The following is a 24,583-nucleotide window of genomic DNA, read 5'->3' as shown; positions in this document are numbered from 1 at the left end:
AAGATCACATTTCCATAATAAAATAGTTAAATCAATGGGCTGTTTTTCAGCTCCGCCGAGGAAGATTTTAATAAAAGGAGGTAGAAAGATTTGATAGAAGTGAAAAACCTCGTAAAGCGCTATGGGGATCACGTAGCGGTCGATCACCTGAGCTTTACCGTGGAGGAAGGGCAGATATACGGATTTCTGGGGCCTAACGGTGCGGGAAAATCTACGACTATGAATATTATTACCGGATATCTTGGATTTAATGAGGGAGAAGTCCTGATTGACGGCCATGATATTGTGGAGGAGCCGGAGGAAGCTAAACAGTGTATTGGATATTTGCCGGAGATGCCTCCTCTTTATTTTGATATGACGGTGAGGGAATATCTGGCTTTTGCGGCTGAACTGAAGAAAATTCCAAAGGATCAGAAGAATGAGCAAATTGACAAGATTATGGAAATGGTAAAAATTACCGATATGGAAAACCGTCTGATTAAGAATCTTTCCAAAGGCTATCGTCAGCGCGTGGGACTGGCGCAGGCTGTGCTGGGAGATCCCGAAATTATTATTTTGGACGAACCAACTGTGGGGCTGGACCCAAAACAGATTATTGAAATTCGGGAGATGATCCGGAATCTGGGGGAAAAGCATACGGTGATTCTCAGTTCACATATCCTTTCGGAGGTGAGCGCGGTCTGCGACTATGTGATGATTATTAATCATGGAAAGCTTGTTGCCAGTGATACCCCGGATAATCTGAGCAGAATTGCGGTTGGATCTAATACTCTTGAATTAACGGTAAAGGGTCAAATGGGAACTGTAGTTTCAGCGGTTGGGATGATTCCTGGCATTGAAGATGTGAAGTATAAGAATTCTGACGAGAAGGATTGTGTGGATATCATCATAAAAACCTGTACAGAGGTTGATATCAGGGAGAAAATATTCTATAAAATGGCGGATATCCAGTGTCCGATATTGAAGATGCAGTCTACCTCACTCTCATTGGAAGATGTATTCCTGGAGTTGACTGAGGATGATCACCAGGCTGTAGAATCAGAAATTTCTGCTGCATCAGATGAAGGAGGGGAGGACAGAGATGAAAGCAATTTATAAAAAGGAGGTAAAAGGATATCTGACGTCAATGATCGGATATGTTTTTATCTTTTTCATACTGCTGGTCTATGGAATTTATTTCTCGTATGTGAATATCGACAGTGCTTATCCTGAAATCGGTTATACGATGCAGTACGTTTTGTTCGTCATGCTCATAGGGGTACCGATTTTGACCATGAGAGTAATTGCAGAAGAACGGCGTCAGAAAACGGATCAGCTACTTTTAACCTCCCCGCTTAAAATCCATCAGATGGTAGGGGGAAAATATCTGGCGCTGGAATCCATTTTCCTGATTCCCCTGGCAGTTATGTGTGTCTGCCCTCTCCTTATGTCACGGTTTGGAACAGTTTCCATGCCGATGGCCTATACGGCGATCCTGGGATTTTTTTTACTTGGAAGCGCGCAGATTGCCATTGGAGTTTTCGCGTCTTCTCTGACGGAAAATCAGATCATTGCGGCGGTGGTCTGCTTTGTGATACTTTTCCTCAGTAATGTAATTGAGGGAGTTTCGGGATTTTTTTCTCAGACGGCGTCTGCCTCTTTTATCGTCATGCTCCTGGTTGTCCTGGCGCTGTGCCTGTGGGTTCACACGCTGATCAGAAACAGCCTGGTGACTGCTATTATAGCTGTCCTGGCAGAGGGCGCTGTAATCATCGTCTATCTGGTGAAATCCAGCCTGTTTGAAGGTCTGGTGCAGAGTATTCTCAGTATTTTTGATTTGACGGGACATATGGATAATTTTGTAAATGGTATTTTAGATGTGAACGGAATCATTTATTTCCTGTCTGTCATCGGAATCTGCCTGTATCTCACTGTGCAGTCTGTGCAGAAGAGACGTTGGAATTAGGAGGTGGAGCAGGTGAAGAATATATTTAAAAATATTAACTTAAAAGACAAAATCAAAAATTCCATGACAGGTGAAGAAAACAAAAAGAATCTGAAGCATGGCTCTTATGCCTCTGCCATGACGGTGATTATCATAGCTCTCGTGATTGTCCTGAATCTGGTATTCGGACAGCTGCCCACCAGCGCGACGCAGATTGATGTCAGCTCGCAGAAGCTTTTCAGCATAGGAGATGATACAAAGAATCTGGTGAAGAACCTGAACCAGGATGTGACGCTGTATTATATTGTCAGAAATGGGAGCGAAAATGAATATGTGAGTAAAATGCTGGAGCGGTACCAGGATTTATCCTCTCATTTAAAGGTAGAAAAAATTGATCCTGACCTTCACCCCACATTTACTTCACAGTACACAGATGAGACGGTGGAAGAAAACAGCATCATTGTGGCCAGCGGGGAGAAAAGCCGCGTGGTGGGGATTTCTGATATGCTGGAACAGGAGCTGAACTATTATACTTATAGCTACCAGACAACCGGCTTTGACGGGGAAGGCCAGGTAACAAGCGCGATCGCCTATGTGGTCAGCGACAGCCTGCCGGTGTTGTATCGGTTGACGGGACATAATGAACAATCGCTGGGGAGTAATCTGACGGATGCTATTCAGAAGAACAATATAGAGCTGAAGGATTTAAGCCTTCTGACAGAGGAAAGCGTGCCTGAGGACGCGGCCGCTCTTCTGATTTGTTCTCCTGCTAAGGATCTGTCGGCAGAAGAAGCGGAAAGGATCTTGACTTACATGGAGGGTGGAGGAAAGGTACTGCTTCTTACTGACTATACTGAAGAAAAAATGCCAAATCTGGAATCTATACTGACTAATTATGGACTTCAGAGGAATGACGGGATTGTGATGGAAGGAAACAGCAATTACTACTATCCCCAGAGGCCTGATGTTATGCTTCCGGAAGTGGGCACGGGTTCTGCCGTCCTTTCAGGGCTGGCGGACGATACTTATGCGCTGATTCAGGATGCACAGCCAATCGGGACTCTGGAGGAGTACCGTGACAGCCTGACGGTTGAAAGTCTTCTTACTACCACCGGAAGCGGATATGTGAAGCAGATTAACGATGGAAAGATATCTTTTCAGAAAGAGTCCGGGGATGAAGAGGGAGTGTTTGACGTAGGAGTCTCTGTGACGGAAGATGTGGACGACGAAAATGAGACACAACTGGTGTATTTCTCATCTTCAAGCATCGTCAGCGACGAGCTGGATCAGTATGTCTCTGGCGGAAATACGGATATCCTGACCAGTATTTTGACAAAACTATGTGTAATGGATGAAAATACTTCTTTTTCAATACCGAGTAAGAGCTTTTCGGTCAGTTATTTGAGTTATACGGACCGTATGGCAAGCGTATGGAAAGTGGTAATGATTGGGGTGATACCTGCCGCGTTTCTGTTAATTGGTTTTGGAATCTGGATGAAGAGGAGAAAACAGTGATGAAGAAAAAGAAATGGATCGCACCGGCATCTTGCCTGGTGATTCTCGCTCTCCTTCTTGCGCTGTATTTCATTCTAAAAAATCAGAATATGGAGAAGGAGGAAGAGACAGAAACGGCGGAATCGGTGATAGGAATTGGAGAAGAGAAAGCTACCGGGATACAGTTCACTGTCGAAGGACAGCAATATTCCTTTATAAAGGAAGGAGATACCTGGAAAAAGGAGGATGAAGTAGATTTTCCTGTGGATCAGGAGAAAATGAGCACACTGATTACCACATTTACCGGGCTTACTGCAGACAGGACATTGACGGATATCAGCAGCCTGGAAGAATACGGACTGGATGATCCAGTGAACAGTGTAACTCTCACAGGTTCTGATGAGAATCAGGTGACACTTCATATCGGAGATAAGAACAAGGATACGAGCGACACCTATCTTTATATGAATGAGGATAAATCTACAGTCTATGTGACAGGAACAGACTGTGAGGAGGCTCTTCCTGATACGCTGATGGATCTGGCTCAGAGCGAAAGCTTCCCGTCGGTGACTTCAACGAATATCACGGAGGTGGAAGTAAATAATGGCGGGAACATCTATACTCTCACAAAGGATGATTCAAGTAACTGGCAGGTTTCAGATAATACCGGTAAGGGGTATTCTGCGGAATATCAGACGGTCAGTACCTTGAATTCCACAATAGCAGGGATGACATTTGCCGGCCTGGCAGATATTCAAACGGAAGATCTGGGACGGTATGGCCTGGAGTATCCGGCGGCTGTCATACATGTCACTTATACGGAGGAGGTTGAAGCTGAAAAAACGGAAGAAAGTGAGTCCACGGACAGCTCCGGCGGAGAAAGTGATGAAGAAGCGCAGAATGAGACAGTGATTAAAGAGCTGGACATTTATGTGGGCGCGCAGGATGAAGAGGGCAATTACTATGTGCGTGTCGGCCAGTCCAGCCAGATCCATCTGATGTCAGAATCCAGCTTTACCGGAATACTTGATGTAAAGGCGGAGGATTTCTGGAGCAAAAGCCTTGGATATACTTCCGTGAGCCAGGTCAATAAAATGGAAATAACGTATCAGGGTGAGACAAGGGAAATTTTCAGAAAAACTGAAGAAACAGCTGCCACTTATACCAGCGGGGAGGAAGAACTGAATGCGGATAAGGTGAATTCCTTTTTCAGCGCCTTCAGCAATATGGCGGCACAGAGTAAGGATCTGTCACTGACTGCGGAAGGGAGTCCTGAGCTGACAATCGAAGTGTATACGGACGGCGGGAATCATAAAGTTATATTCACTCCCTATAATGAGAACTTCTATCTGTCTGTGGACACAGAAGGCCGTCCGGGACTGGTAAATAAGAATACAGTAAAGAATCTAATAGAGAGCTATCTCGCAATTTTTGAGTAATTGAATGTAAAAAGGGGCCGTCTCAAGTCATGCTTCAGAGTAAGCATATGAGGCGGCCCTGATATGTTTTAACGTATAGTCTGTCATTCTTTTAATATATCCCATTAGTTATTTTACAGGTAAATCCTCAACTGTTCCAGGAATGCCCCTGGGTCTTCCATCTGGGGCAGATGCCGGGTATTAGGGATAATCACTGATTCAATTGCCGGATTTATGGCTTTATAAGCCGCCGCTGTTTCAGCGATTCCTTCCTGGGACTCTCCGCCTATTATGATGATATCGTTATCAATAGATTTCAGGGCATGGCCGATGTTGAAATATACGTAATTGCCAATGATGCTGGATAAGAGATATTTACCGCGGCTGCAGGCACGGTGGGCGCTTTCATGATAGATATCTATGTTGGTCGCTGTCGCTTGGAAGGGATCGGCAAACAGCCGTTCTGTAAACTCGCGTTCCACACGGCTGCGGGACACAATCATATGATACAGGAGTGTTCCGACTAAAGGGAGCTCCAGCAATGCCTTTGCAGCCTTACTTTTCCTGGTCGGGATCTGGCTCAGAGTCCTTAGATCAGAAGGATTGACCAGAATTAATTTTCGGAAAAGCTGTGGATCATAATTGCAGGAGGTGACTGCCAGAGAGGCTGAAAGTCCGGTAGCCAGTACACTTACAGGAGATCCAATCACTGATTTAGCAAATTCTGTAATTAATTGTACATAGTAAAAATTGGTATAAGTGATATTCTGCTTATCGGATAAACCGCAGCCGGGCAAATCCAGGCTGTAGACAGTATACTTTTCGGATAAAGTATTTACAATTCGGTGCCATTCGTGAGAGTTACTGCAGGGGGTCAGCTCGTGGATCAATAGGACCGGAGAGCCAGAACCGTTTTTAGTATAATATACATCTCCAAAACGCCATTGGAATGTGGAGTTTTTTCCTTTGTTCATCAGATTTTTAGCTATGGCAGTTTTTTCTATAAAACGGTTTAATGCGTGTATTGCGGCAGTTGTGGATATAGTCAGTGCGGCTATGGCAACAAGTTTCTTTCTATGGTCTTTCATAGAGCACTCATCTCCTTTATTCGTTTGTATCTATTATAATCGAAATGTCTGTTACTTACAATAAATTTTTAGGACGGCGAAGCTTATTGCTTTCTTGAAATTTGGGCATTATAATAGAAAGATAACACAAATTAATAGATGATCGGCGGTAAATGATGGGCAAATATCCAATCCATGAGGATTTTAAAAAATATGCAAATATGCAGTTCAATATCAATAGGTTTCTTCTCCCTATTTCAAATTTTTATCTGGAGCTGGTATTCAGAAGTATCCGGTCGGATTCACTTGTAAATATATCAGTGGAGAAAATTCCGGATGACAGAGGAAGAAAAATAAGGCTTATGCTTTATGAACCGGTGGGGCATACAGAAAAATTGCCCTGCCTGATTTATTTTCACGGCGGCGGATTTATACTGAAGTCTGCAAAGTATAGATATGATATTGCACATTCTTATTGCTTATTTACTCCTTGTAAGTTGTTGTTTGTGGATTACGGGACGACGCCGGAAAATCCATTTCCTGTCGCTGCAGAAGAAGGTTATACAGTGCTAAAATGGGCAATGGAAATTTCTGAATATTTGAGGATAGATGCGGATAATATAGCAGTCGCAGGTGACAGCGCCGGAGGGAATCTGGCGGCATCTGTCGCAATGATGGCCAGAGACAGGATTGGAAAACGTCTGTCTTTTCAAATGCTAATATACCCTGCACTTGACCGTAGGATGAAAACGGAGTCAATGAGAAAATATACGGATACTCCGGTCTGGAACAGTGAATTGACGAGAAAAATGTGGGATTTATATTTAGCAGATAAGAGTATAACGGATTACAGATATGCCTCTCCGATGGAAGCAGAATCCCTTATAAACCTGCCGGATACGTATATTGAAACAGCAGAATTTGATTGCCTTCACGATGAAGCACTGGAATATGCAGAAAGACTCAAGGGTGATGGTGTATCGGTTGAATTGAATGAGACAAGGGGAACGATGCATGGATATGATATAGTTCCGGATAGTGAGATAGTCAGGCAAAGTATTAATATGCGAATCGATTTTATGCGAAAAACATTTAATAAAAACAGCAAATATAAATGTAATGATTATGATTCAACGCTTACAAAATAATATTTATTTGGATAAAGTAAATTATTTCATTGCCTTCTGATATTTCATTGTCTTCTGATAAATATTTGATTTGAGAGTGACTAAAAATTTTATTTGATTTAATTAATAAAGTATAGGGACTTTCTGATAACGTAATTCAGTGACAGCCTTAAAAAAGTATTATTAATAAGTCCGCCTTCTGGCGGGCTTATTCAGTTGTCTATATTGAAAGAAGAAAAAAATATTTTGGCTGAATGATTATATTTACCCCTGATTTTTCTAATAAGCGAAGATTTATTGTAGTATATAGTCAAATCAGATAATAGTTAGGTATGTAAACAAATAGAGAATAGCAAAATGTATTACAAAAAGACTAAAGTATATACTTAAATTAAAACAAAATAGCAGCTATAATATTTTATAAGATTTTGATGTTTCACGTGAAACATCAAATTTAATTTTTGTGTTCAGTTGGTATAATACTGCTTTCCACATATATCTAATTGGACTAAATTTGTAGGTGAATACTAGTAAAAGTTTTAGCAATGCTTATCTATGTTTTCTTAAGTTTAAAACCACATAATATGATTTATAAACACGATAATTTTATATAATATGTAGAAAATGTTTCACGTGAAACATTTCCAGTAGCTATTCCAGTTAAGGAATGATATAATAATCGATAGTAAGACTACATATATGGAGAGCCGTTGTGCCCTCCTGCTCTGACGTACAGGATAATTATTTTTTATCCGCGTAGGGTAAGAAAGGAGTAGTATTTTGGGCAGAACAATTGCTATTGCAAATCAAAAGGGTGGTGTGGGAAAATCTACCACAGCGATTAATCTATCGGCTTGTCTGGCCGAATATGGAAAGAAGATACTGACAATTGACATAGATCCTCAGGGCAATACGACAAGTGGATTGGGCGTTGAAAAAAATGAGCTTGAGTATACGGTATATGAGCTGCTGCTAGGAGAATGTTCTCTGGAGCAATGTATCCTTCATTTGGATTTTGATAATCATGATCTTCTTCCCTCCAATGTTAATTTGGCAGGTGCTGAAATTGAACTTATCGGCGTTGACAATAAGGAGTACATATTAAAGGAACAGATTGATATGATACGGGATCATTATGATTTTATTATCATTGACTGTCCTCCTTCCCTGAATATGCTGACAGTTAACGCAATGACAACTGCAGATACCGTTTTGGTTCCGATTCAGTGTGAATATTATGCGCTGGAGGGACTTGCCCAGCTTATGCATACAATTGAACTGGTTCAGGAACGGCTTAATCCAGATCTGGAGATGGAGGGGGTCGTATTTACCATGTATGACGCCCGCACAAATTTATCTCTTCAGGTAGTGGAGAATGTTAAGGATAATTTGAATCAGAAGATTTATAAGACAATTATTCCAAGGAATGTGAGGTTAGCCGAGGCGCCCAGTTATGGGCTTCCTATTAATAAATATGATAGCAGATCAGCCGGGGCCGAAAGCTACCGCTTATTGGCTGATGAGGTGATGAACAGGGAGGATGAGGAATAATGGCAGTTAGAAAGGGAGGACTCAATAAAGGAAAGGGACTGGAGACGTTAATTCCCCAGAAGATGCCCCGCAGTACAACAGATCATGCGTCAGTGAATCCAGAGCCGGAAATAAAGGTTGTTGAAAAAATTGTGGAAAAGGTTGTAGAAAAGCCCGCTGACATTTTCCTTAAATTATCTGAGATCGTACCGAACAGTGAGCAGCCTAGAAAAGATTTCGATGAAGACGCGCTCATGGAGCTTTCTGAATCCATTAAGCAGTTCGGTGTACTGCAGCCTCTACTGGTTCAGAAAAAAGGAAAATACTACGAAATAATTGCCGGTGAACGCCGCTGGCGGGCAGCCAAGCTGGCCGGAATTAAAAAAGTGCCGGCCATCATTAAAGAATTTTCGCCTCAGGAAGTGGTTGAGATCTCTTTGATTGAAAATATACAGAGAGAAAATCTTAATGCAATTGAAGAGGCTCACGCATTTAAACGTTTGATAGAAGAATTTAATCTCAAACAGGATGAAGTGGCGGAACGTGTATCTAAGAGCCGTACGGCTGTGACGAATTCCATGCGTCTTCTGAAATTAGACGAACGGGTGCAGAAAATGCTGGTAGATGAGATGATTTCCACCGGACATGCCCGGGCCATATTGGGATTGGAAGATCCAGAAATGCAGTATATGGCTGCCCAGAAGATCTTTGACGAAAAGCTCAGCGTCCGTGAGACGGAAAAACTTGTGAAACAGCTTCTGAACCCCAAAAGGGTAACAGAAACAAACATGGATACTCAGACAGAGGCTATATACCAGACGTTAGAGGAAAAATTAAAAGGAATCGTGGGCACAAAGGTGTCCATTCAGAGAAATAAAAATAATAAGGGGAAAATAGAAATCGAATATTATTCACAGGATGAACTCGAACGAATCATTGAATTGTTTGAAACAATAAAATAAAGGGGAGAATTACAAATGAGCGCACTGTTTGAAAAGATGGGTGTGGATATGGGACTGATTGTCCTTCTGCTGATTATTCTGGTCATTGTATTGACAGTGATCACAGTGAGTATGTCCATTCGCCTGAGCCGGTTGAGCAGAAAATATCATAGCTTCATGAAGGGAAAAGACGGACAGTCCATGGAACGGGCATTTTCCCAAAAGTTCAAAGAAATTGACAAATTGGGGAGCCAAAGCGATAATCATCAGTATGATATCCATAATCTGAAAAAGCAGTATAAAAAGACATTAAACAAATACGGGATAGTGAAATATGATGCGTTTGATGACGTGGGAGGTAAATTAAGCTTTGCGCTGGCCATGCTGGACAGTGACAACACTGGTTTTATCGTAGATGCAATACACAGCCGGGATAATTGTTTTCTTTATTTAAAAGAAATTGTCAAAGGTGAATCCTATATTATGTTAAGCGATGAAGAGGTTGAAGCATTAAAAAATGCAGTTAACGACATTGATGAGGATATTATGTAAACTCTGCGAAAAATTATTTTAGAAATAAGATTCTGTACTTGAAAAACAGAAGACACTATTATATGATAAAAAGTAACGCCGGAATGGGAAACGCAGAATGCGGAAAGGGACTGTATCCGGCAGCAGGAGGAAATTATGTTAGACATTAAATTTTTAAGAGAAAACCCGGATATTGTAAAGCAGAATATCAGGAATAAATTCCAGGATGAGAAGCTTTCCATGGTGGATGAGGTAATCGCACTGGATAAGGAAAACCGCGAAATCAAGCAGGAGGTAGAAGCCCTCCGTGCGGAGAGGAACAAAGCCTCCAAAGAAATCGGAAAATTAATGGGGCAGGGGAAGAAGGAAGAAGCGGAGGCAGTGAAGAAGAACATAGCAGCTTCCGGCGACCGCATAGAAGCTCTGACAGTCCGTGAACGGGAAGTGGAGGAAGAGATCAGAAAGCGGATGATGTTCATTCCGCAGATCATTGACCCATCTGTACCGATCGGCAAGGATGACAGTGAGAATGTGGAGATCCAGAAATACGGAGATCCGGCGGTTCCTGATTTTGAAATTCCCTATCATACTGATATCATGGAGTCTTTCAATGGAATTGATCTGGACAGCGCCCGCCGCGTGGCCGGCAACGGCTTTTATTATTTAATGGGAGACATCGCCAGGCTCCATTCGGCAGTGATCTCTTATGCCAGAGATTTCATGATTGACCGTGGTTTTACCTACTGTGTGCCGCCTTTTATGATCCGCAGTGATGTTGTGACAGGCGTCATGAGCTTCTCTGAGATGGAAGCCATGATGTATAAAATAGAAGGAGAGGACCTGTATCTGATTGGGACAAGCGAACATTCTATGATCGGAAAATTCATTGACCAGATCATACAGGAGGATCAGCTTCCGTTGACTCTCACCAGCTATTCCCCCTGCTTCCGTAAGGAAAAAGGTGCGCATGGACTGGAGGAAAAGGGTGTATACAGAATTCACCAGTTTGAAAAGCAGGAAATGATAGTGGTGTGCAGGCCGGAAGAAAGCATGCAGTGGTATGACAAGCTGTGGCAGAATACTGTCGACCTGTTCCGCTCTCTGGACGTACCGGTGCGTACGCTTGAATGCTGTTCCGGGGATCTTGCCGATCTGAAGGTAAAATCCTGTGACGTGGAGGCATGGTCTCCCCGGCAGAAGAAGTATTTTGAAGTGGGAAGCTGTTCTAACCTGGGCGACGCCCAGGCAAGAAGATTAAAAATCCGTGTCCAGGGGGAAAGCGGAAAGTATCTCGCGCATACACTAAACAATACAGTAGTTGCCCCGCCCCGTATGCTGATCGCATTCCTGGAGAACAATCTGTGTGCCGACGGGACAGTCAGCATTCCAAAAGTCCTTCAGCCCTACATGGGAGGAAAAGAAAAGCTGGTGCCGGGCAAATAAAAGGCGAATGATGAAAAAAATAACAGAAAGGGGGTGCCAATATGCATAAATATTTAAAATCTATTGGTTTTACAAACCTGGATCAAAAAAGCGAGCTGGATAAATTACTGGCGGATGTGAGAGATCATTATGACAGGAAGAAAATTGTTGAGAACGAAGATCATCACCTATTTGCTGAGATTTCCAAGGAATATGGGTATGACTGCGGAATCACTGTCTGTGGAGAATATGATGAAGATGAGAATTTTCAGATGGAGTATTATTTCCCCTATTTTTCAGGTTCTCAGATCACGTCCTATGAGGAAATTGTTGTAGAACGCCATGCGGGAAAAGAATCCTATGCCGGCGCCTGTGATGATATGCGGGTTGGCATCTCACTGATTTTCTATCTGCTGAATGCAGGAGATTATATGAATGTGCGGCAGAACGGGATGCTGAGAGAACTGCAGACCTCATTGACACTGTCGGGGCTGGCCGCATCGGGTACGATCCTTCTTCCTGTATCGAAGAATGTAGAACAGAAAGAGGCGGATAAGAAGCTGTCCCAGCAGAGAAATTCACTGATCGCTGCAGCCCGGAACGGGGATGAAGACGCGATGGAGAGCCTGACCATGGAAGACATCGATATGTATACGATGATATCCCGGAGAATCCAGCATGAGGATGTATATACAATAGTAGATTCCTATTTTATGCCTTATGGGATTGAATGTGACCAGTATAATCTTATGGGTGAAATAACCGACTGTAATACGACTGTCAATTCACAGACAGGAGAGAAGCTGTACCAGCTGGGGCTCATGAGCAATGATATTCCATTGGATATCTGTATTAACGAAAAGGATCTGCTGGGCAGCCCGGAAGTGGGGCGTAGGTTCAAAGGAGTGATTTGGCTTCAGGGAATGATAAATTTCTGATAGATTTCCCATTGAAAAAAAGAACGATTTATAGTATGATAGTTATCGGGCATTAAAAATGCCCGATAACTGATAAGTTTCTGTAGCTCAGCAGGATAGAGCGTCCGCCTCCTAAGGAGGAACCAAGGTTATCACTTCTGGAAAAAACTTTCGAGTTCGAATCCAGTTAAGAAGGGTAAAAATTGACACAAAGGTGTTACCCTAAAAGGGGAGTGCTTTGATGTCACCAACATGAAAAATAATAGTAATTAACAGCTTGAAAAAAGCTGATAATTAAATAAAGGTTGCCATTACCAAAAAGCTGGAAAACCGCGTGTTTTCAAGGAAAAATGGCATTTTGTCTCGTTAGTTAAATGGATATAACATGGTCCTCCTAAGACTAAATTATAGGTTCGATTCCTATACGAGACGGCCAGTCAAAAGCGTTCGATTATTAGCAGAAATGCAAATAATGGGGCGCTTTTTTGATAAGAAAAATGCATGATTTTATTGCTTTGAGGATGATTTTCAGCTAATACAATGAAATAATTGTTAGCTGGCAGCTAATAAAAAATAGCGTTTTGCAAACAGACTGTATCAGAGATATTGCTAACATTTGGGGAAGTATCTGTTGTCACCAGTGATTTAGGGATGTAAAATACAGTAAATAAAAGGAAAAATCCTTTGCAGAATATAATTTGCAAACATATATTGGCTGAAACAATAGAGAAATATATTAGCTGTAGCTAATAGAAAACGAGATGCTCGTTTGGAACTGATTTCAAGAATAATCGGATCCAGACGAGCATTTTTTAGTCTGACCGAAGAAGGAGGAAATGATGACGGAAGTAACGAAAGAATTTATCCAGAAGAATGAAGATGAGAAGATCATTGAAATTGAGATTGAAAGACTCCGTTCTTTTAAAAATCATCCTTTTCAAGTGAAAGATGATAATGAGATGCATTTATTAAAAGAAAGTATTGAGAAGTACGGAATTTTCACTCCATTGATTGTCAGACCTGTACCAGATGGAGTTTACGAGATTATAGCGGGACACCGGAGAAGACATGCTGCTGAGTTACTGGGGTATCGAAAAGTACCGGTAATAATTCGTGTAATGAATGAAGATGAAGCTATTTTGAATATGGTAGATTCCAATCTGCACAGAGAAAAAATCAGTTTTAGTGAAAAGGCTTTTGCTTACAAAATGAAAAATGATGTACTGAAAAGAAAATCAGGCAGGAAAAAAGGCCAAATAGACCACAAAACGAAAAAGAAGAGAACAGTGGAGATTATCAGTGAAGAATGTGGTGATAGTCCGAAACAGGTACAACGGTATATTTCATTAACGAAACTAATACCGGAGTTTTTACAAAAATTGGATGATGAATTGATATCTTTTAATCCGGCAGTTGAAATTTCAGTGTTGAAGGAAGAAGAGCAAAAACAATTGTTGGAAGCTATGGATTATGCTCAGGCTGTTCCGTCTTTATCACAGGCACAACGGATTAAAAAGTTAAGTAAAGAAAACCAACTTACATTAGAGAAGATGCAGGAAATTATGAGTGAGATAAAAAAAGGTGAGATCACGAGAGTTGCTTTTACAAATGAGCAGCTTCACAAATATTTTCCAAGCAGATATACACCCGCCATGATGAAACGAGAAATTATAGCATTGTTGAAAATCTGGCAGAATGAAAATTGGGAGAAATAAATGGAGGAAAACAGTATGTGTAGAGTAATTTCAGTAGCAAACCAGAAAGGCGGAGTTGCAAAAAGTACAACGACTTTAAATCTTGGGGTAGGATTGGCAAGACAAGGAAAAAAAGTGTTATTGATCGATGCGGATCCACAGGGAAGTTTAACTGCAAGTCTTGGATATGTAGAACCGGATGATATTGGAACTACACTTGCAACTATTATGATGAATATTATCAATGACGAGGAAATTGCTGAGGAAGAAGGCGTTTTACATCATGAGGAACAAGTGGATCTCCTACCGGCCAATATTGAGTTATCTGCTTTGGAAGTAACCATGAGTAATGTAATGAGCAGAGAACTGATCATGAAGGAATATATTGATACGATGCGATCACGATACGATTATATTTTGATTGATTGTATGCCGAGTTTAGGCATGATGACTATCAATGCTTTAGTAGCTTCTGATACGGTTCTGATACCTGTACAAGCTGCATATCTGCCGGTTAAAGGACTTCAACAGTTGATCAGGACTATTTCTATGGTAAAGAAGAGATTGAACCGGAAGCTGACGATACAGGGAATTCTTTTGACAATGGTGGATTTTCGCACTAATTACGCCAAAGATATTGCTTCCAGAGTGAGAGAAACTTATGGATCTAAGATTTCTATCTTTGAAAATGTCATTCCACTATCAGTTAAGGTAGCTGAAGCAAGTGCGGAAGGAAAAAGTATTTATTGTCATTGTCCAAATGGAAAAGTATCTATGGCTTATGAAAATCTGACGCAGGAGGTTTTGGAAAATGAAAGGTAGAAGTGGAGAAAAAATCAAATTGACAAGCATTGATGAATTGCTGGGAGTAGTCAATGAAGAATCGGCAATGGAAATAGAAATCAACAGAATACATGCGTTTAAAGATCATCCTTTCAAAGTATTGGATGATGAAAAGATGGCAGATTTAGTAGAGAGTGTAAAGACCTACGGGGTATTGACACCAGTTTTATTAAGATCTGATGGTGAAAATGGATATGAGATGATCTCAGGTCATCGAAGAATGCACGCGGCTGTTAGAGCTGGATTGGAAACAATTCCTGCAATCGTGAGAGAACTATCGGATGATGATGCGGTCATTGCTATGGTAGATGCCAATATTCAACGAGAAGAATTACTTCCGAGTGAAAAAGCATTTGCTTATAAGATGAAACTGGATGCGATGAAGAGACAAGCTGGAAGACCGTCTCAGAAGAATTCTGGTCAAAATGACCAGAATTTTGGGAAGGTATCGCGTGATGTTTTAGCGGAAGAAGTTGGAGAAAGTTCAAAACAAATTCAGCGCTATATTCGCCTTACAGAATTGATTCCAGAATTATTAGATATGGTAGATGCAAAAAAATTGAATTTTACCATTGCCGTTGATATTTCCTATATTGATAAGGAGATGCAGAAATGGATCTACGAGTATATCCGGGATACAGGATTTATCAAACCAAAGCAGATTACAGCTTTGAGAAAACAGTTGGAAGAAGGAACTGTGAATCAGGGATTTATGATTTCGATTTTTAATAGCTGTATAGCAGTAAAAGCACCTGAACGAAAAGTGGTGTTATCAGGAAAGAAGCTCACAAAGTATTTTCCGGAAGATTATTCGGAAACGGATATGGAAAAGGTGATTGAGGCATTACTGGAACAATGGAAAAGAGAACAGGAATAAGGGGTGTCAAAATAAGACAACCCGAAGAAAGAAGAGATACAGAAGTTTAAAAAAAGGACTTCTATGAGAGAAAGGAAGGGAGGAAGATATATGGACAAAAAAATGAATTTTAAATATTTTTATGGAACAGAAGCAGACCAGTTTAGTTTTTACAGAATACCCAAAGCGTTATTGACCAATGACTGTTTTAAGGATCTTTCCAGTGATGCGAAAATCTTATACGGTTTGATGTTGGACAGAATGTCTTTATCCATTAAGAATCAGTGGTTTGATGAAGAAAATCGGGCATATATCTATTTTTCCATTGAAGATATCATGGAATTATTGAATTGTGGCAGAAATAAAGCGGTGAAATCTCTTCAGGAGCTGGATGATGAAAAAGGGATAGGTTTGATTGAAAAGCGTAGGCAGGGATTTGGAAAGGTTACAATCATCTATGTAAAATCATTTATTCAGGAGGAATGTGAGGAAGAGAAAAAAGAAAAATCAAAGATGGTGAAGTTTACAAATCAAACTTCTGTAGAGGAAGAAGAGACAGAAGAAATTTACATTTCAAACTTCAAGAAGTCCCAAAAACAAACTTCAAGAAGTCCCGAAAATAAACTTCAAGAAGTTTACATTTCAAACTCTAATAATACTAATATTAACAATACTAATCTTAGTGAGAATAAATCTAATCATATCGTATCTGCAGATGGGATAGGATCCGAAGAGGATGAGATGGAAACGTTACATGCGTATCAATCTCTGATCAAAGACAATCTGGATTATGATTCTTTGTTAGTGAGTCATCCTCATGACAAAAATCAGATTGATGAAATTGTGGATCTGATCGTAGAGACTGTCATGTGCAAGAGTGATAAAGTATTGATTGCAAGTAACTGGTATTCGGGAGCTTTAGTAAGAGGAAAATTCATGAAGCTGGATTATTCCCATGTAGAGTATGTGCTGCATTGTCTGGAAGGAAATACGAGTAAAATCAAGAATATCAAGAAATATTTACTTGCGGCATTGTTCAATGCCCCTTCAACGATAAACGGATATTACAGAGCAGAGGTAAATCATGATATGCCGTGGCTGGTAAGATAGGAGGATGGATATGGTTATTTTAAAATTGGCAGGAAGAGTGTTATTGGTTCCATTGTGGTTCATCATTTCAATCATAGGTGCCGGAGTGAAGCTGCTGGTACATATGGTGGCAATCGCAAAAAAGATATTGGGATTCGGAATTATGGCGTTGCTCATAGGAACAGTGATCTGTTACCAAGACTGGCTCCAGGCAGCTTTTCTGGCTTGTATGGGAGGTGTTCTGATTTCTATTTTATTTGCTGGAGAATTTATAGATACTGTAATCGACTTGCTTAGAGAAAAAATATGTGCATTGATTTTAGGTTAAAAAAGATGATGATAGTTGAAAGAGTCTTAGTGATTTCAGATGAAAATAGGGCCTCTCCACTTTAGGGAAACACATAGATTTAGCGGCAAATTATGGATGGCATCAGGTATTTTATGTATGCTTTGTGGACTTTTGGGGGAAAGCATGGCTGCATTGGTTGTGTATATTATAAGCATTATGGCAGCTGCAATCATTAGCATTCTCTACTCCTACTTTTTTTATAAGAAAAAGCTGGCAACCGGAGAAGGCTTAAAAATTCAGTATAATACAAAAAAAGTGTGATATATCTGATCATCGCAATTTCCGCTATTGTGTTTACTATATGGACTTTGTTTTGGGGAAGCATTCAGATTCGTTGTAATGATCGTGATTTTAACATTGAAGCAAAAGGATGGAATGATTATACAGGGAGTATTCGCAAATTGATAGTATTTCTTATGAAGAAAATGTATTGCAGAACGATAATGATTACAGAACTAATGGTTTTGGAAACCTGAAGTATGCTATGGGTAACTTCAAAAACGATATCTTCGGAGATTATATCCGCTATACTCATGCCTCCTGCCATTCATATGTTGTCGTGAACATAGATGGAAAAATATTAGTTGTAAATGGGGAAAATGACGCAGAGATAAAGGAAATCTATCAGAGAATAAGTGAGAAGGTGTCAAAGGAAAGAAAATAGTTGTCGGAAACGCTGAGAAGAAATTATTCTCAGTCAAATAACAAATTATTCTATTTTTCTCATTTAGCAAATCTGTTTTAATAGCGTTGACAAATGTGTAAAATGGAACGCTACATTGAATGCTGTGCAAAAGTCACCTCGAAAATCGTTCCCCCAGTCTTGCCTGATTTGATACAAATACTGCCATCATGTACTCTAACGATTTCACGGACAAAAGCAAGACCTAGCCCTACGCCACCCAGCTCCCGGCTTCTGGATTTATCCACACGGAAGAATGGCTCGAACACTCTCTCCCTAAGCTCCTTTGGTATTCCGCTTCCCGTATCTTCTACAGACAGATAAACATGCTTGTTTCTCTGATATGCGGTTACTGTAACCTGTCCGAGCGGATGATTATATTTGATGGCATTCTCAACCAGATTGTATACAAGCCTGTAAATAAGGATATCACTGCCTATCATAGTGGCATCCTCACATTTTCCAATCAGCTTTATATTCTTTTCCACGGCAAGAGGCTCAAGGTCTGCCAAAACCTCTTCAACAATAGCATCCAATATAATTTTATCATCCCTTCCCACCGTCTGAAGCTCACTCATGTCAAGAAGAGTCTTTACCATCCTGTTTAATTTATCATTTTGTTCCGTAACCATTTTTATGGTCTGCAAAGTGTCTGCATCATTTCCCGGGTGAGAGGCAGAATTATATAAATCAAGCTGTACCTGCATTAACGCTAATGGAGTACGCAGCTCATGTGCTGCATTTGCAGTAAACTGTCTCTGTATCTCAAATGCTTCCGACAGACGCTCAAGCATCTTATTATAAGAAATACCCAGCTGGTTCAGTTCCTTAACATTGTTTTCCTCTATTCTTGAATCAGACAGATTCCGAGCCTGTACCTCTTCAATTTTATCTGAAAACTCCCTGATTGGTCTGAGTGCATGCCCGCTTATAAAATAAGTGACGACACCTCCCAAAAGCGCCAGCAAAACCGTGATTATCAGACTGTTTCTTTTATAGTCGGCCTTATTATTGTACACCTGAAACGAAAATTCATCCGCAAACTCATCCCACTTATCGTCTGGTATGCTGATATATATTTCATCTGATTTGTTTCCTTTTTCATCCCACTGTGACTCTACCGCATCCTGCAGAGAATCGATGTAATGCACACCATTTTTATAGACAAACATAGTCAGGCAGCCACATATAATAGCAATACACAATGTAGTAATGCACGTAAGTCTCCACTGTAGCGACATTCTTTTCATCTGTCAGACTCCTCCCGTATTTTATAGCCTTCACCTACCTTGTTCTGAATGGGATCATATCCCAGCTTCGCCTTAAGCTTTTTTCTAAGTGAAGACATATGTACCCTGATTGCTCCGCTAAAGCTGTCTGCCGTGGCATCCCACACATGCTCTATCAGCTCCTCCTGACTCACCGGTCTGCCTATATTGATAAGTAAATATTCCAAAATACCATTCTCTTTTCTTGTCAGTGGAACCGGCTCTTCCTTTGCATATGCCTCGCGTTTAATCGTATCAAACTTTATTTCTCCGCATTTAAGACATATATCATTCTGTACAAATTTCCTTCTTGTCAGGCTTCTGATACGTGCCTCAAGCTCCTGCAGATGGAATGGTTTTTCCATGTAATCATTTGCTCCTGCATCCAGTCCCTCTACCTTATCAGCAATCTGACCTCTTGCAGATAATATCAAAACCTTAGTTTCATCATTGTATTTTCTAAGCTCCTTAAGAAGCTCCATGCCATCCATCCCCGGCAGATTCAAATCCAAAACTATCAGATCATAATTCTCCGACAGTATACATTCAAGAGCCTCTTTCCCATCATAACAGGTATCCACCTCATAACCGGCAGCATACAGACTCTTTGCAACCATATCACATATTTGTTTCTCATCCTCAACAATTAATAATCTCAAAATGTTCTCCTGCTTCTTAACAATAATTTTACAACCTATATTGTATAATACCAAAGTCAGCTGGTCAACAATACAACAAAAAGGAGCAACATTATGTTGAAATACCAAAAAACATGTCAAATCATTCTGCTTATCCTTGGTGTATCCATGATAAGCTATGGTGCAGTCAGAGGTGAGGCGGCTACAGTGCTTGGTAAAGCAATAAAACTATGTTTGGAGTGTGTCGGAATTGGATAAGGAAAAGAAATTACTATCAAGAAAACTGGCAAAAATACGTGGCTGGATACAGGCCGCAGCAACGCTGCTGACCAATATTCATATTCCAAATTTATTTAAGGGTAAAATATATCAGGGCAATGCAAAAACAGTATGCGTACCCGGATTAAACTGCTACTCCTGCCCTGCCGCGACAGGAGCCTGTCCAATAGGGGCATTTCAGGCAGTTGTCGGATCATCAAAATTTAAGTTTTCATACTACATAACCGGATTTTTTATTTTACTCGGTGTAACTCTCGGCAGATTTATATGTGGTTTTTTGTGCCCATTTGGATGGTTTCAGGATTTACTTCATAAAATCCCCGGAAAGAAATTATCCACAGCCAAACTAAAGCCTCTTAGGTACCTAAAATATGTCATTCTTATTGTTTTCGTTATACTTCTTCCGATGCTTGTAACGAACTCTATAGGAATGGGAGACCCGTTCTTCTGCAAATATATCTGTCCTCAGGGTGTTTTAGAGGGTGCTATACCGTTATCTATTGGAAATGCTGCTATCCGTTCTGCGCTGGGAAAGCTTTTTTCTTTCAAGTGTATGATTTTAATTGCAGTGATTGTACTAAGTATCTTATTTTACAGGCCCTTCTGTAAATGGATTTGTCCGCTTGGAGCAATCTACTCATTATTTAATAAGGTCAGCCTGCTCAAAATCACCGTTGATAGCAGCAAATGTGTCGGATGCGGTCAATGCTCAAAGGCATGTAAGATGGATGTGGATGTGTGTAAGACACCGGATCACCCCGAGTGCATACGCTGCGGTGCCTGCATAAAGGCCTGTCCGAAGGACGCCATCTGCTACCGGTTTATGGGAAAATCATGTCAAAAAAATGACAACAGATAGCTATTAAACATTTTACTATTATTTTAAAGGAGAAATTACTCATGAAAAACAAATTATCATTTATTTCTATTTTTACACTCTGCATAGCATTATCACTTACAGCATGTGGCGTAAAGCAAGCTTCCACAACAGATTCTAAGAACACTCAGACTGAAGCCGGCTCAGAAGCATCCGGCAAATCAGATTCCAGGCTTGATGATTTATATCAGCAGGAAAATCAGCTTTTTGCAGATCACGCTGATGTGTGGAACAAGGCATTTGGCATGATGAACAAAAGTGACGCCGATCCAAACGGAAATTATGCTGATTATCTTGCCGGTACCGTAGAATCAAACAAGAATTCATTCACAGACGATGAGCTTAAAACACTTAATGAGGATATTGAAACCATACGAAAAATCGAGGAACAGATAGCAGAGCTTGAAAACAAAAATACATCATCAGACGATAACAAGAAGGACAGCTCTAATGCCTCATCTGTATTCAGTGATTTTTCCGGTGAGGATTTTGATGGCAATAAGGTTGATGACAGCCTGTTTTCCGGTAATGCAGTAACAGTCGTCAATTTCTGGTTTACCGGCTGCAAACCATGTGTCGCTGAATTATCCAAGCTTAACGAATTAAATGATGCTATCAAATCAATGGGCGGAGAAGTTGTTGGCATCAACACTGAGACCTTCGATGGCAATAAAACAGCTATCAAAGAGGCTACCCCTGTTCTTGAAAGCCAGGGTGTCAAATATCGTAATCTGTCAATTGACTCCTCTAGTGCTGCCGGTAAATATGCCTCAGAAATCATGGCCTTTCCAACAACTATACTTGTTGACAGAAATGGCAATATTGTAGGCGAACCAATGCTCGGCGGAATTGATAACAAGGACAACTATGATGCCCTTATGAAGCAGATTCAGTCTGTAATTGATGCAGACAGCACAAATAAATAGAGGTCTACATATAAAAAGCTCCTGTGCATTGCACAGAGAGCTTTTTTTGAACATTACTATAATGTCAAGGAATCTTCTGCATCTACCCACATCTGTAAATTCCCATCAAGATACAGTCTCGCATATTCTAGTGGTTCATCAATGGCAAGTGTGTTTAATGCACAATCTGATCCGGGTGTGGTTCTCAAATTCTTTTCTGCTTCCCAGCAGTCAATGCGAAGCATATAGTCTGCACTGGTATAAACATCAATGCTGTTTCGTCCGGGATTATATTCTGCAAATATTGTTCTCATCGTATCTTATCTCCTTATCGTTCAATCAATTATTTGCTACAAGCCTTGCTGCGAATACCATGTTCTGAGCTGCTTCCTGAATGGTATAACTATTTAAAATCTTTGTCTCAATGTGATCCATAGGCTTGTTCCTCCTTAATCAATGCTTTCAGCAGAATGAGATAGTTGATGCAGTCTGTGATCTTCTCATCCCATTGTTCTAAGTCAAACTGGAGCAGAGAAGAGTAACACATGTCATAGAGAGATACGACATGCTTCGACATCATTCCAGCCAGAGCAGCCTTAGGTGTGCATCCCTGTAATGAGGCAGCGATTTTAAATGCACTCAGGCGGTCAATGCGGTCTCCTGTGTATTCTTTCTTCTTATGTGCCAGCACATCGGCACATTTTCGATATTGTTGTTCAAGGACAACATTAAATTCATTTTGTGTCATATTGTAATTCCTCCTTCGTAAAATGATTTATAATTCTGGTTCCTGTATCTTTTGTTTTTTTGGAACCTGGTTGTGGAGAATAGCTTCCACATTCTTGTCTACGGTTCTTAAATCTTGTGTCAGATCCTTTAGAGATCGGATGGATGATTTTTGCTGATCGATCTGATTCTGTAAGCTGGTTTTTTGCTCCTTCAATGTCTTGATGGAAAGCATCTTGCCATCTGGATAAAAAGATTTCAGCCAGTCACGTGCTTCTTCATATGCCTGAATTTCAGCGGTGTGTTCCTTTCGGAATCTGCCTTTGTTTTTTGCTTTTAAAAATTCGGTATAGATTGCTTTCTGTGCAAAATATTGTCCGGTGTAATGAATCTGACGGTTGATGCTTTTCAAATCTGTATTCATTTCCATAAGCCGATCTGTTGCCTGATCTAACTGTTTTTGAGATTTGGAAAAGGCATCTTTTAATTCGGTTTGGGTATTGTATCCATGTTCTTGCACGTAGATAATGGTATTTGCCATTTCCTGAAGATTGGATATTTTTACCCGATGAGCATATCCGGGACTTTGCATTGCTTTCACATTTTTCTGAAGATCCATCACCAACCGTAAATGCGATCTGACATAAAGAATGGTTATCGGATCTTTTCGTAAGAAGAGCTGTTCCAAATGTTCTTTGCCGTATTGAGTTCCCAAAGCCTTCTCTGTAATCCGTTTGTCCCGATCCGGATGGAGATACCGATATCTTCCTCTTTCTTCAATGACGGAAATCTGATATTTTTCAAAAAGCAGAGATTGGAATTCCTGAAAGCTTTTAGAATGCGAGCTGCATTCTTTGATGGCATTCCTAAGTTCCTGCTTCTGTGTCTGAAACATTGTGGCAGTTGGTTTCAACCCATCTGCAATGATTTTTTTGTTTGTCTCTTCTAATTTTTTCTGCCCGGATTTTTGAGCCATATATTCAGCCTGTGTGATTTTTGTTTCAGCCGGAGAGAGAAGATCAATCTGATGAAGTCCCTCCTGGATGCACATATCCATAATTTCCTTTTTGAAATAATTCAGGAATTTATTTGTGGATCGGTGTTTGTATCCGGCAATTTCTTCATGGGGCTTATCCATGTAACTCTGCCTTCTGACAGCTTCCTTACGGACGCTGTTGATTACAATGTGCGTATGGATATTGCCGGAACCATTGTGACCATCGGTATGTGTCACAATAAGAGCCTGATATCCGGGAAAAATTTTCTTTGCAAGTTCTAAAGATAGAGCCTGTGCTTTTTCTCCGGTCAGCCCACATTCTGATTTGTCATCTGGATCAAAACTGATGATATAGTGATGACTTTTGATTTCAGATCTGCTTCGGTTCTTTTTAAAATGTTCATTACATTCATAGCATTCAACATCAAAAGTATCGGGATTACAGTTGAGACCATCCACATATAATTCATCTCTTCGCAGTGGCCGATTAAATTCATCGAGAATCATTTTTCCGGTTGATTCATCATGCTGGAAGATGAGATAATTCAGAGCATCTGAATAGTTTGCATTCCGACTTTTAATATGTTTCACTATTGCCACGATAATCACCTATCATTTTTAGCAGGTCCTTTTTTAACCTATAGAGGTCGTAAAGACATTGCTGGATTTCGTTTGTTACAGATTTAGAGTACGCTCCTCCTGTATTGAAATATTTTGCGATCTGATTAAGATTAGAGCCGATTTTTCCATACTCTGCTAAGAGCATTTTTATTGTTTGGCTATCAATGACAACTTCATAGTGTATAGCCATTTTGTGATCTAAAATCAGGTTTCTCAGATAATCAGAACGGGATAATTTCGCCTGAGAAGCGGCATGATTGACTAACTCTAATTCAATGTCACTTAATCTTAAACAAATGATATTAGAGTGTTTCATTTCATTTCTTTTTTTCTTTGGTGCCATGTTCCTCCTCCCTTAATTGAGTGCTTCCAACTTTATGGCACTCCA

At 40.4% G+C, this 24,583-nt stretch carries 27 protein-coding genes, 1 tRNA gene and 1 pseudogene; 21 read left to right on the top strand and 8 right to left on the bottom strand.

The features are described from left to right. Positions 1–90 precede the first annotated feature (90 nt). From H9Q79_RS13900 to H9Q79_RS13885, 4 genes are read left to right on the top strand one after another with little or no spacing between them, the layout of a single operon-like run. On the top strand, positions 91–1,098 hold the full coding sequence (locus H9Q79_RS13900; protein WP_249328542.1) for an ABC transporter ATP-binding protein: 1,008 nt from the start codon (positions 91–93) through the stop codon (positions 1,096–1,098). After that, positions 1,082–1,945 (top strand): ABC-2 transporter permease, encoded by an 864-nt coding sequence (locus H9Q79_RS13895; protein ID WP_249328541.1) that lies wholly within the window; start codon positions 1,082–1,084, stop codon positions 1,943–1,945. The genes H9Q79_RS13900 and H9Q79_RS13895 overlap by 17 nt, the downstream gene beginning before the upstream one ends. A gap of 12 nt (positions 1,946–1,957) precedes the next feature. Beyond that, positions 1,958–3,439, top strand: a complete 1,482-nt coding sequence (locus tag H9Q79_RS13890) for a GldG family protein (RefSeq protein WP_249328540.1) — start codon at positions 1,958–1,960, stop codon at positions 3,437–3,439. After that, positions 3,439–4,857 (top strand): DUF4340 domain-containing protein, encoded by a 1,419-nt coding sequence (locus H9Q79_RS13885; protein ID WP_249328539.1) that lies wholly within the window; start codon positions 3,439–3,441, stop codon positions 4,855–4,857. Before H9Q79_RS13890 ends, H9Q79_RS13885 begins: the two co-directional genes overlap by 1 nt. 113 nt (positions 4,858–4,970) lie before the next feature. On the opposite strand, the gene H9Q79_RS13880 is transcribed toward H9Q79_RS13885, so the two are convergent. Further along, positions 4,971–5,924: an alpha/beta fold hydrolase gene (locus H9Q79_RS13880; protein ID WP_249328538.1), complete on the bottom strand. Its 954-nt coding sequence runs from the start codon at positions 5,922–5,924 to the stop codon at positions 4,971–4,973. A 152-nt stretch (positions 5,925–6,076) separates the two neighbouring features. Here H9Q79_RS13880 and H9Q79_RS13875 point away from each other — a divergent pair, with 152 nt between their 5' ends. From H9Q79_RS13875 to H9Q79_RS13810, 14 genes are all read left to right on the top strand, one after another. Further along, positions 6,077–7,051 (top strand): alpha/beta hydrolase, encoded by a 975-nt coding sequence (locus H9Q79_RS13875; protein ID WP_249328537.1) that lies wholly within the window; start codon positions 6,077–6,079, stop codon positions 7,049–7,051. A 759-nt stretch (positions 7,052–7,810) separates the two neighbouring features. Continuing rightward, positions 7,811–8,581, top strand: coding sequence for a ParA family protein (locus H9Q79_RS13870; protein WP_118644260.1), 771 nt, complete (start codon positions 7,811–7,813; stop codon positions 8,579–8,581). Continuing rightward, entirely contained in the window at positions 8,581–9,522 is a 942-nt protein-coding gene (locus H9Q79_RS13865; RefSeq protein WP_118644262.1) for a ParB/RepB/Spo0J family partition protein, read from the top strand. The genes H9Q79_RS13870 and H9Q79_RS13865 overlap by 1 nt, the downstream gene beginning before the upstream one ends. Before the next feature lie 15 nt (positions 9,523–9,537). Then, positions 9,538–10,053, top strand: coding sequence for a DUF4446 family protein (locus H9Q79_RS13860; protein WP_118644264.1), 516 nt, complete (start codon positions 9,538–9,540; stop codon positions 10,051–10,053). Between the two features lie 135 nt (positions 10,054–10,188). After that, on the top strand, positions 10,189–11,475 hold the full coding sequence (gene serS, locus H9Q79_RS13855) for a serine--tRNA ligase (protein WP_249328536.1): 1,287 nt from the start codon (positions 10,189–10,191) through the stop codon (positions 11,473–11,475). Positions 11,476–11,516: 41 nt separating this feature from the next. After that, the gene (locus tag H9Q79_RS13850; protein WP_118644266.1) at positions 11,517–12,392 is read left to right on the top strand and encodes a DUF3881 family protein; all 876 of its coding nucleotides are present in this window, start codon (positions 11,517–11,519) and stop codon (positions 12,390–12,392) included. Between the two features lie 339 nt (positions 12,393–12,731). Continuing rightward, a tRNA-Arg gene (locus H9Q79_RS13845) sits at positions 12,732–12,803 on the top strand. 407 nt (positions 12,804–13,210) lie between these two features. After that, entirely contained in the window at positions 13,211–14,086 is an 876-nt protein-coding gene (locus H9Q79_RS13840; RefSeq protein WP_118644268.1) for a ParB/RepB/Spo0J family partition protein, read from the top strand. A 15-nt stretch (positions 14,087–14,101) separates the two neighbouring features. Next, complete coding sequence (locus H9Q79_RS13835; RefSeq protein ID WP_118644394.1) at positions 14,102–14,887, top strand: ParA family protein; 786 nt, start codon at positions 14,102–14,104, stop codon at positions 14,885–14,887. Continuing rightward, positions 14,877–15,785 carry a ParB/RepB/Spo0J family partition protein gene (locus tag H9Q79_RS13830; RefSeq protein WP_118644270.1) on the top strand — a complete coding sequence of 303 codons (909 nt, stop codon included), beginning with the start codon at positions 14,877–14,879 and terminating at the stop codon, positions 15,783–15,785. Before H9Q79_RS13835 ends, H9Q79_RS13830 begins: the two co-directional genes overlap by 11 nt. Positions 15,786–15,875: 90 nt before the next feature. Continuing rightward, a complete protein-coding gene (locus H9Q79_RS13825; RefSeq protein WP_118644272.1) occupies positions 15,876–16,874 on the top strand; it encodes a DUF6017 domain-containing protein in 999 nt (332 codons plus the stop codon). A 10-nt stretch (positions 16,875–16,884) separates the two neighbouring features. Continuing rightward, positions 16,885–17,181, top strand: coding sequence for a hypothetical protein (locus tag H9Q79_RS13820; protein ID WP_009263534.1), 297 nt, complete (start codon positions 16,885–16,887; stop codon positions 17,179–17,181). Between the two features lie 39 nt (positions 17,182–17,220). Next, positions 17,221–17,463: an SdpI family protein gene (locus tag H9Q79_RS18540; RefSeq protein WP_334298964.1), complete on the top strand. Its 243-nt coding sequence runs from the start codon at positions 17,221–17,223 to the stop codon at positions 17,461–17,463. Between the two features lie 169 nt (positions 17,464–17,632). Beyond that, entirely contained in the window at positions 17,633–17,866 is a 234-nt protein-coding gene (locus H9Q79_RS13810) for a hypothetical protein (protein WP_249328534.1), read from the top strand. A 110-nt stretch (positions 17,867–17,976) separates the two neighbouring features. Here H9Q79_RS13810 and H9Q79_RS13805 read toward each other — a convergent pair whose 3' ends face one another. Both H9Q79_RS13805 and H9Q79_RS13800 read right to left on the bottom strand, forming a co-directional pair. Further along, complete coding sequence (locus H9Q79_RS13805; RefSeq protein WP_118644274.1) at positions 17,977–19,134, bottom strand: sensor histidine kinase; 1,158 nt, start codon at positions 19,132–19,134, stop codon at positions 17,977–17,979. Continuing rightward, positions 19,131–19,811 carry a response regulator transcription factor gene (locus H9Q79_RS13800; protein ID WP_022024520.1) on the bottom strand — a complete coding sequence of 227 codons (681 nt, stop codon included), beginning with the start codon at positions 19,809–19,811 and terminating at the stop codon, positions 19,131–19,133. The genes H9Q79_RS13805 and H9Q79_RS13800 overlap by 4 nt, the downstream gene beginning before the upstream one ends. A 93-nt stretch (positions 19,812–19,904) precedes the next feature. On the opposite strand from H9Q79_RS13800, the gene H9Q79_RS13795 reads away from it, so the two are divergent. The 3 genes from H9Q79_RS13795 to H9Q79_RS13785 are packed head-to-tail and all read left to right on the top strand — an operon-like array spanning position 19,905 to position 21,872. Continuing rightward, positions 19,905–20,048 (top strand): CD1871A family CXXC motif-containing protein, encoded by a 144-nt coding sequence (locus H9Q79_RS13795; protein ID WP_009263530.1) that lies wholly within the window; start codon positions 19,905–19,907, stop codon positions 20,046–20,048. Then, positions 20,041–20,928, top strand: coding sequence for a 4Fe-4S binding protein (locus H9Q79_RS13790; RefSeq protein WP_009263529.1), 888 nt, complete (start codon positions 20,041–20,043; stop codon positions 20,926–20,928). The genes H9Q79_RS13795 and H9Q79_RS13790 overlap by 8 nt, the downstream gene beginning before the upstream one ends. A gap of 41 nt (positions 20,929–20,969) precedes the next feature. Further along, on the top strand, positions 20,970–21,872 hold the full coding sequence (locus H9Q79_RS13785; protein ID WP_249328533.1) for a TlpA disulfide reductase family protein: 903 nt from the start codon (positions 20,970–20,972) through the stop codon (positions 21,870–21,872). A gap of 56 nt (positions 21,873–21,928) precedes the next feature. On the opposite strand, the gene H9Q79_RS13780 is transcribed toward H9Q79_RS13785, so the two are convergent. The 5 genes and pseudogenes from H9Q79_RS13780 to H9Q79_RS13765 form a co-directional block, all read right to left on the bottom strand. Beyond that, positions 21,929–22,165: a DUF6061 family protein gene (locus H9Q79_RS13780; protein WP_074731292.1), complete on the bottom strand. Its 237-nt coding sequence runs from the start codon at positions 22,163–22,165 to the stop codon at positions 21,929–21,931. Between the two features lie 40 nt (positions 22,166–22,205). Beyond that, positions 22,206–22,286: pseudogene (locus H9Q79_RS18535) on the bottom strand (FAD-dependent thymidylate synthase); the annotation flags it as partial. Next, entirely contained in the window at positions 22,273–22,599 is a 327-nt protein-coding gene (locus H9Q79_RS13775; protein WP_004606466.1) for a hypothetical protein, read from the bottom strand. The gene H9Q79_RS13775 and the pseudogene H9Q79_RS18535, both read right to left, overlap by 14 nt. A gap of 27 nt (positions 22,600–22,626) precedes the next feature. Then, entirely contained in the window at positions 22,627–24,174 is a 1,548-nt protein-coding gene (locus tag H9Q79_RS13770) for a relaxase/mobilization nuclease domain-containing protein (RefSeq protein ID WP_118644276.1), read from the bottom strand. Then, positions 24,152–24,538: a plasmid mobilization protein gene (locus H9Q79_RS13765; RefSeq protein ID WP_033143206.1), complete on the bottom strand. Its 387-nt coding sequence runs from the start codon at positions 24,536–24,538 to the stop codon at positions 24,152–24,154. Before H9Q79_RS13765 ends, H9Q79_RS13770 begins: the two co-directional genes overlap by 23 nt. Between the last annotated feature and the right edge of the window lie 45 nt (positions 24,539–24,583).

It is taken from the genome of Wansuia hejianensis, from assembly GCF_014337215.1.
Lineage (GTDB): Bacteria > Bacillota > Clostridia > Lachnospirales > Lachnospiraceae > Scatomonas > Scatomonas hejianensis.
The sequence above is the reverse complement of the archived record's forward strand: the minus strand, read 5'-3'. Positions and strand labels throughout refer to the sequence as shown.

Excerpts from the sequence above, each read along its gene's own strand:
- H9Q79_RS13765 (WP_033143206.1), bottom strand. The coding sequence starts at position 24,538 with ATGGCACCAAAGAAAAAAAGAAATGAAATGAAACACTCTAATATCATT.
- H9Q79_RS13875 (WP_249328537.1), top strand. The coding sequence starts at position 6,077 with ATGATGGGCAAATATCCAATCCATGAGGATTTTAAAAAATATGCAAAT.
- H9Q79_RS13895 (WP_249328541.1), top strand. The coding sequence starts at position 1,082 with ATGAAAGCAATTTATAAAAAGGAGGTAAAAGGATATCTGACGTCAATG.
- H9Q79_RS13795 (WP_009263530.1), top strand. The coding sequence starts at position 19,905 with ATGTTGAAATACCAAAAAACATGTCAAATCATTCTGCTTATCCTTGGT.
- H9Q79_RS13825 (WP_118644272.1), top strand. The coding sequence starts at position 15,876 with ATGGACAAAAAAATGAATTTTAAATATTTTTATGGAACAGAAGCAGAC.
- H9Q79_RS13885 (WP_249328539.1), top strand. The coding sequence starts at position 3,439 with ATGAAGAAAAAGAAATGGATCGCACCGGCATCTTGCCTGGTGATTCTC.
- H9Q79_RS13785 (WP_249328533.1), top strand. The coding sequence starts at position 20,970 with ATGAAAAACAAATTATCATTTATTTCTATTTTTACACTCTGCATAGCA.
- serS (WP_249328536.1), top strand. The coding sequence starts at position 10,189 with ATGTTAGACATTAAATTTTTAAGAGAAAACCCGGATATTGTAAAGCAG.
- H9Q79_RS13830 (WP_118644270.1), top strand. The coding sequence starts at position 14,877 with ATGAAAGGTAGAAGTGGAGAAAAAATCAAATTGACAAGCATTGATGAA.
- H9Q79_RS13805 (WP_118644274.1), bottom strand. The coding sequence starts at position 19,134 with ATGAAAAGAATGTCGCTACAGTGGAGACTTACGTGCATTACTACATTG.
- H9Q79_RS13865 (WP_118644262.1), top strand. The coding sequence starts at position 8,581 with ATGGCAGTTAGAAAGGGAGGACTCAATAAAGGAAAGGGACTGGAGACG.
- H9Q79_RS13850 (WP_118644266.1), top strand. The coding sequence starts at position 11,517 with ATGCATAAATATTTAAAATCTATTGGTTTTACAAACCTGGATCAAAAA.
- H9Q79_RS13775 (WP_004606466.1), bottom strand. The coding sequence starts at position 22,599 with ATGACACAAAATGAATTTAATGTTGTCCTTGAACAACAATATCGAAAA.
- H9Q79_RS13820 (WP_009263534.1), top strand. The coding sequence starts at position 16,885 with ATGGTTATTTTAAAATTGGCAGGAAGAGTGTTATTGGTTCCATTGTGG.
- H9Q79_RS13860 (WP_118644264.1), top strand. The coding sequence starts at position 9,538 with ATGAGCGCACTGTTTGAAAAGATGGGTGTGGATATGGGACTGATTGTC.
- H9Q79_RS18540 (WP_334298964.1), top strand. The coding sequence starts at position 17,221 with ATGAAAATAGGGCCTCTCCACTTTAGGGAAACACATAGATTTAGCGGC.
- H9Q79_RS13840 (WP_118644268.1), top strand. The coding sequence starts at position 13,211 with ATGACGGAAGTAACGAAAGAATTTATCCAGAAGAATGAAGATGAGAAG.
- H9Q79_RS13780 (WP_074731292.1), bottom strand. The coding sequence starts at position 22,165 with ATGAGAACAATATTTGCAGAATATAATCCCGGACGAAACAGCATTGAT.
- H9Q79_RS13835 (WP_118644394.1), top strand. The coding sequence starts at position 14,102 with ATGTGTAGAGTAATTTCAGTAGCAAACCAGAAAGGCGGAGTTGCAAAA.
- H9Q79_RS13880 (WP_249328538.1), bottom strand. The coding sequence starts at position 5,924 with ATGAAAGACCATAGAAAGAAACTTGTTGCCATAGCCGCACTGACTATA.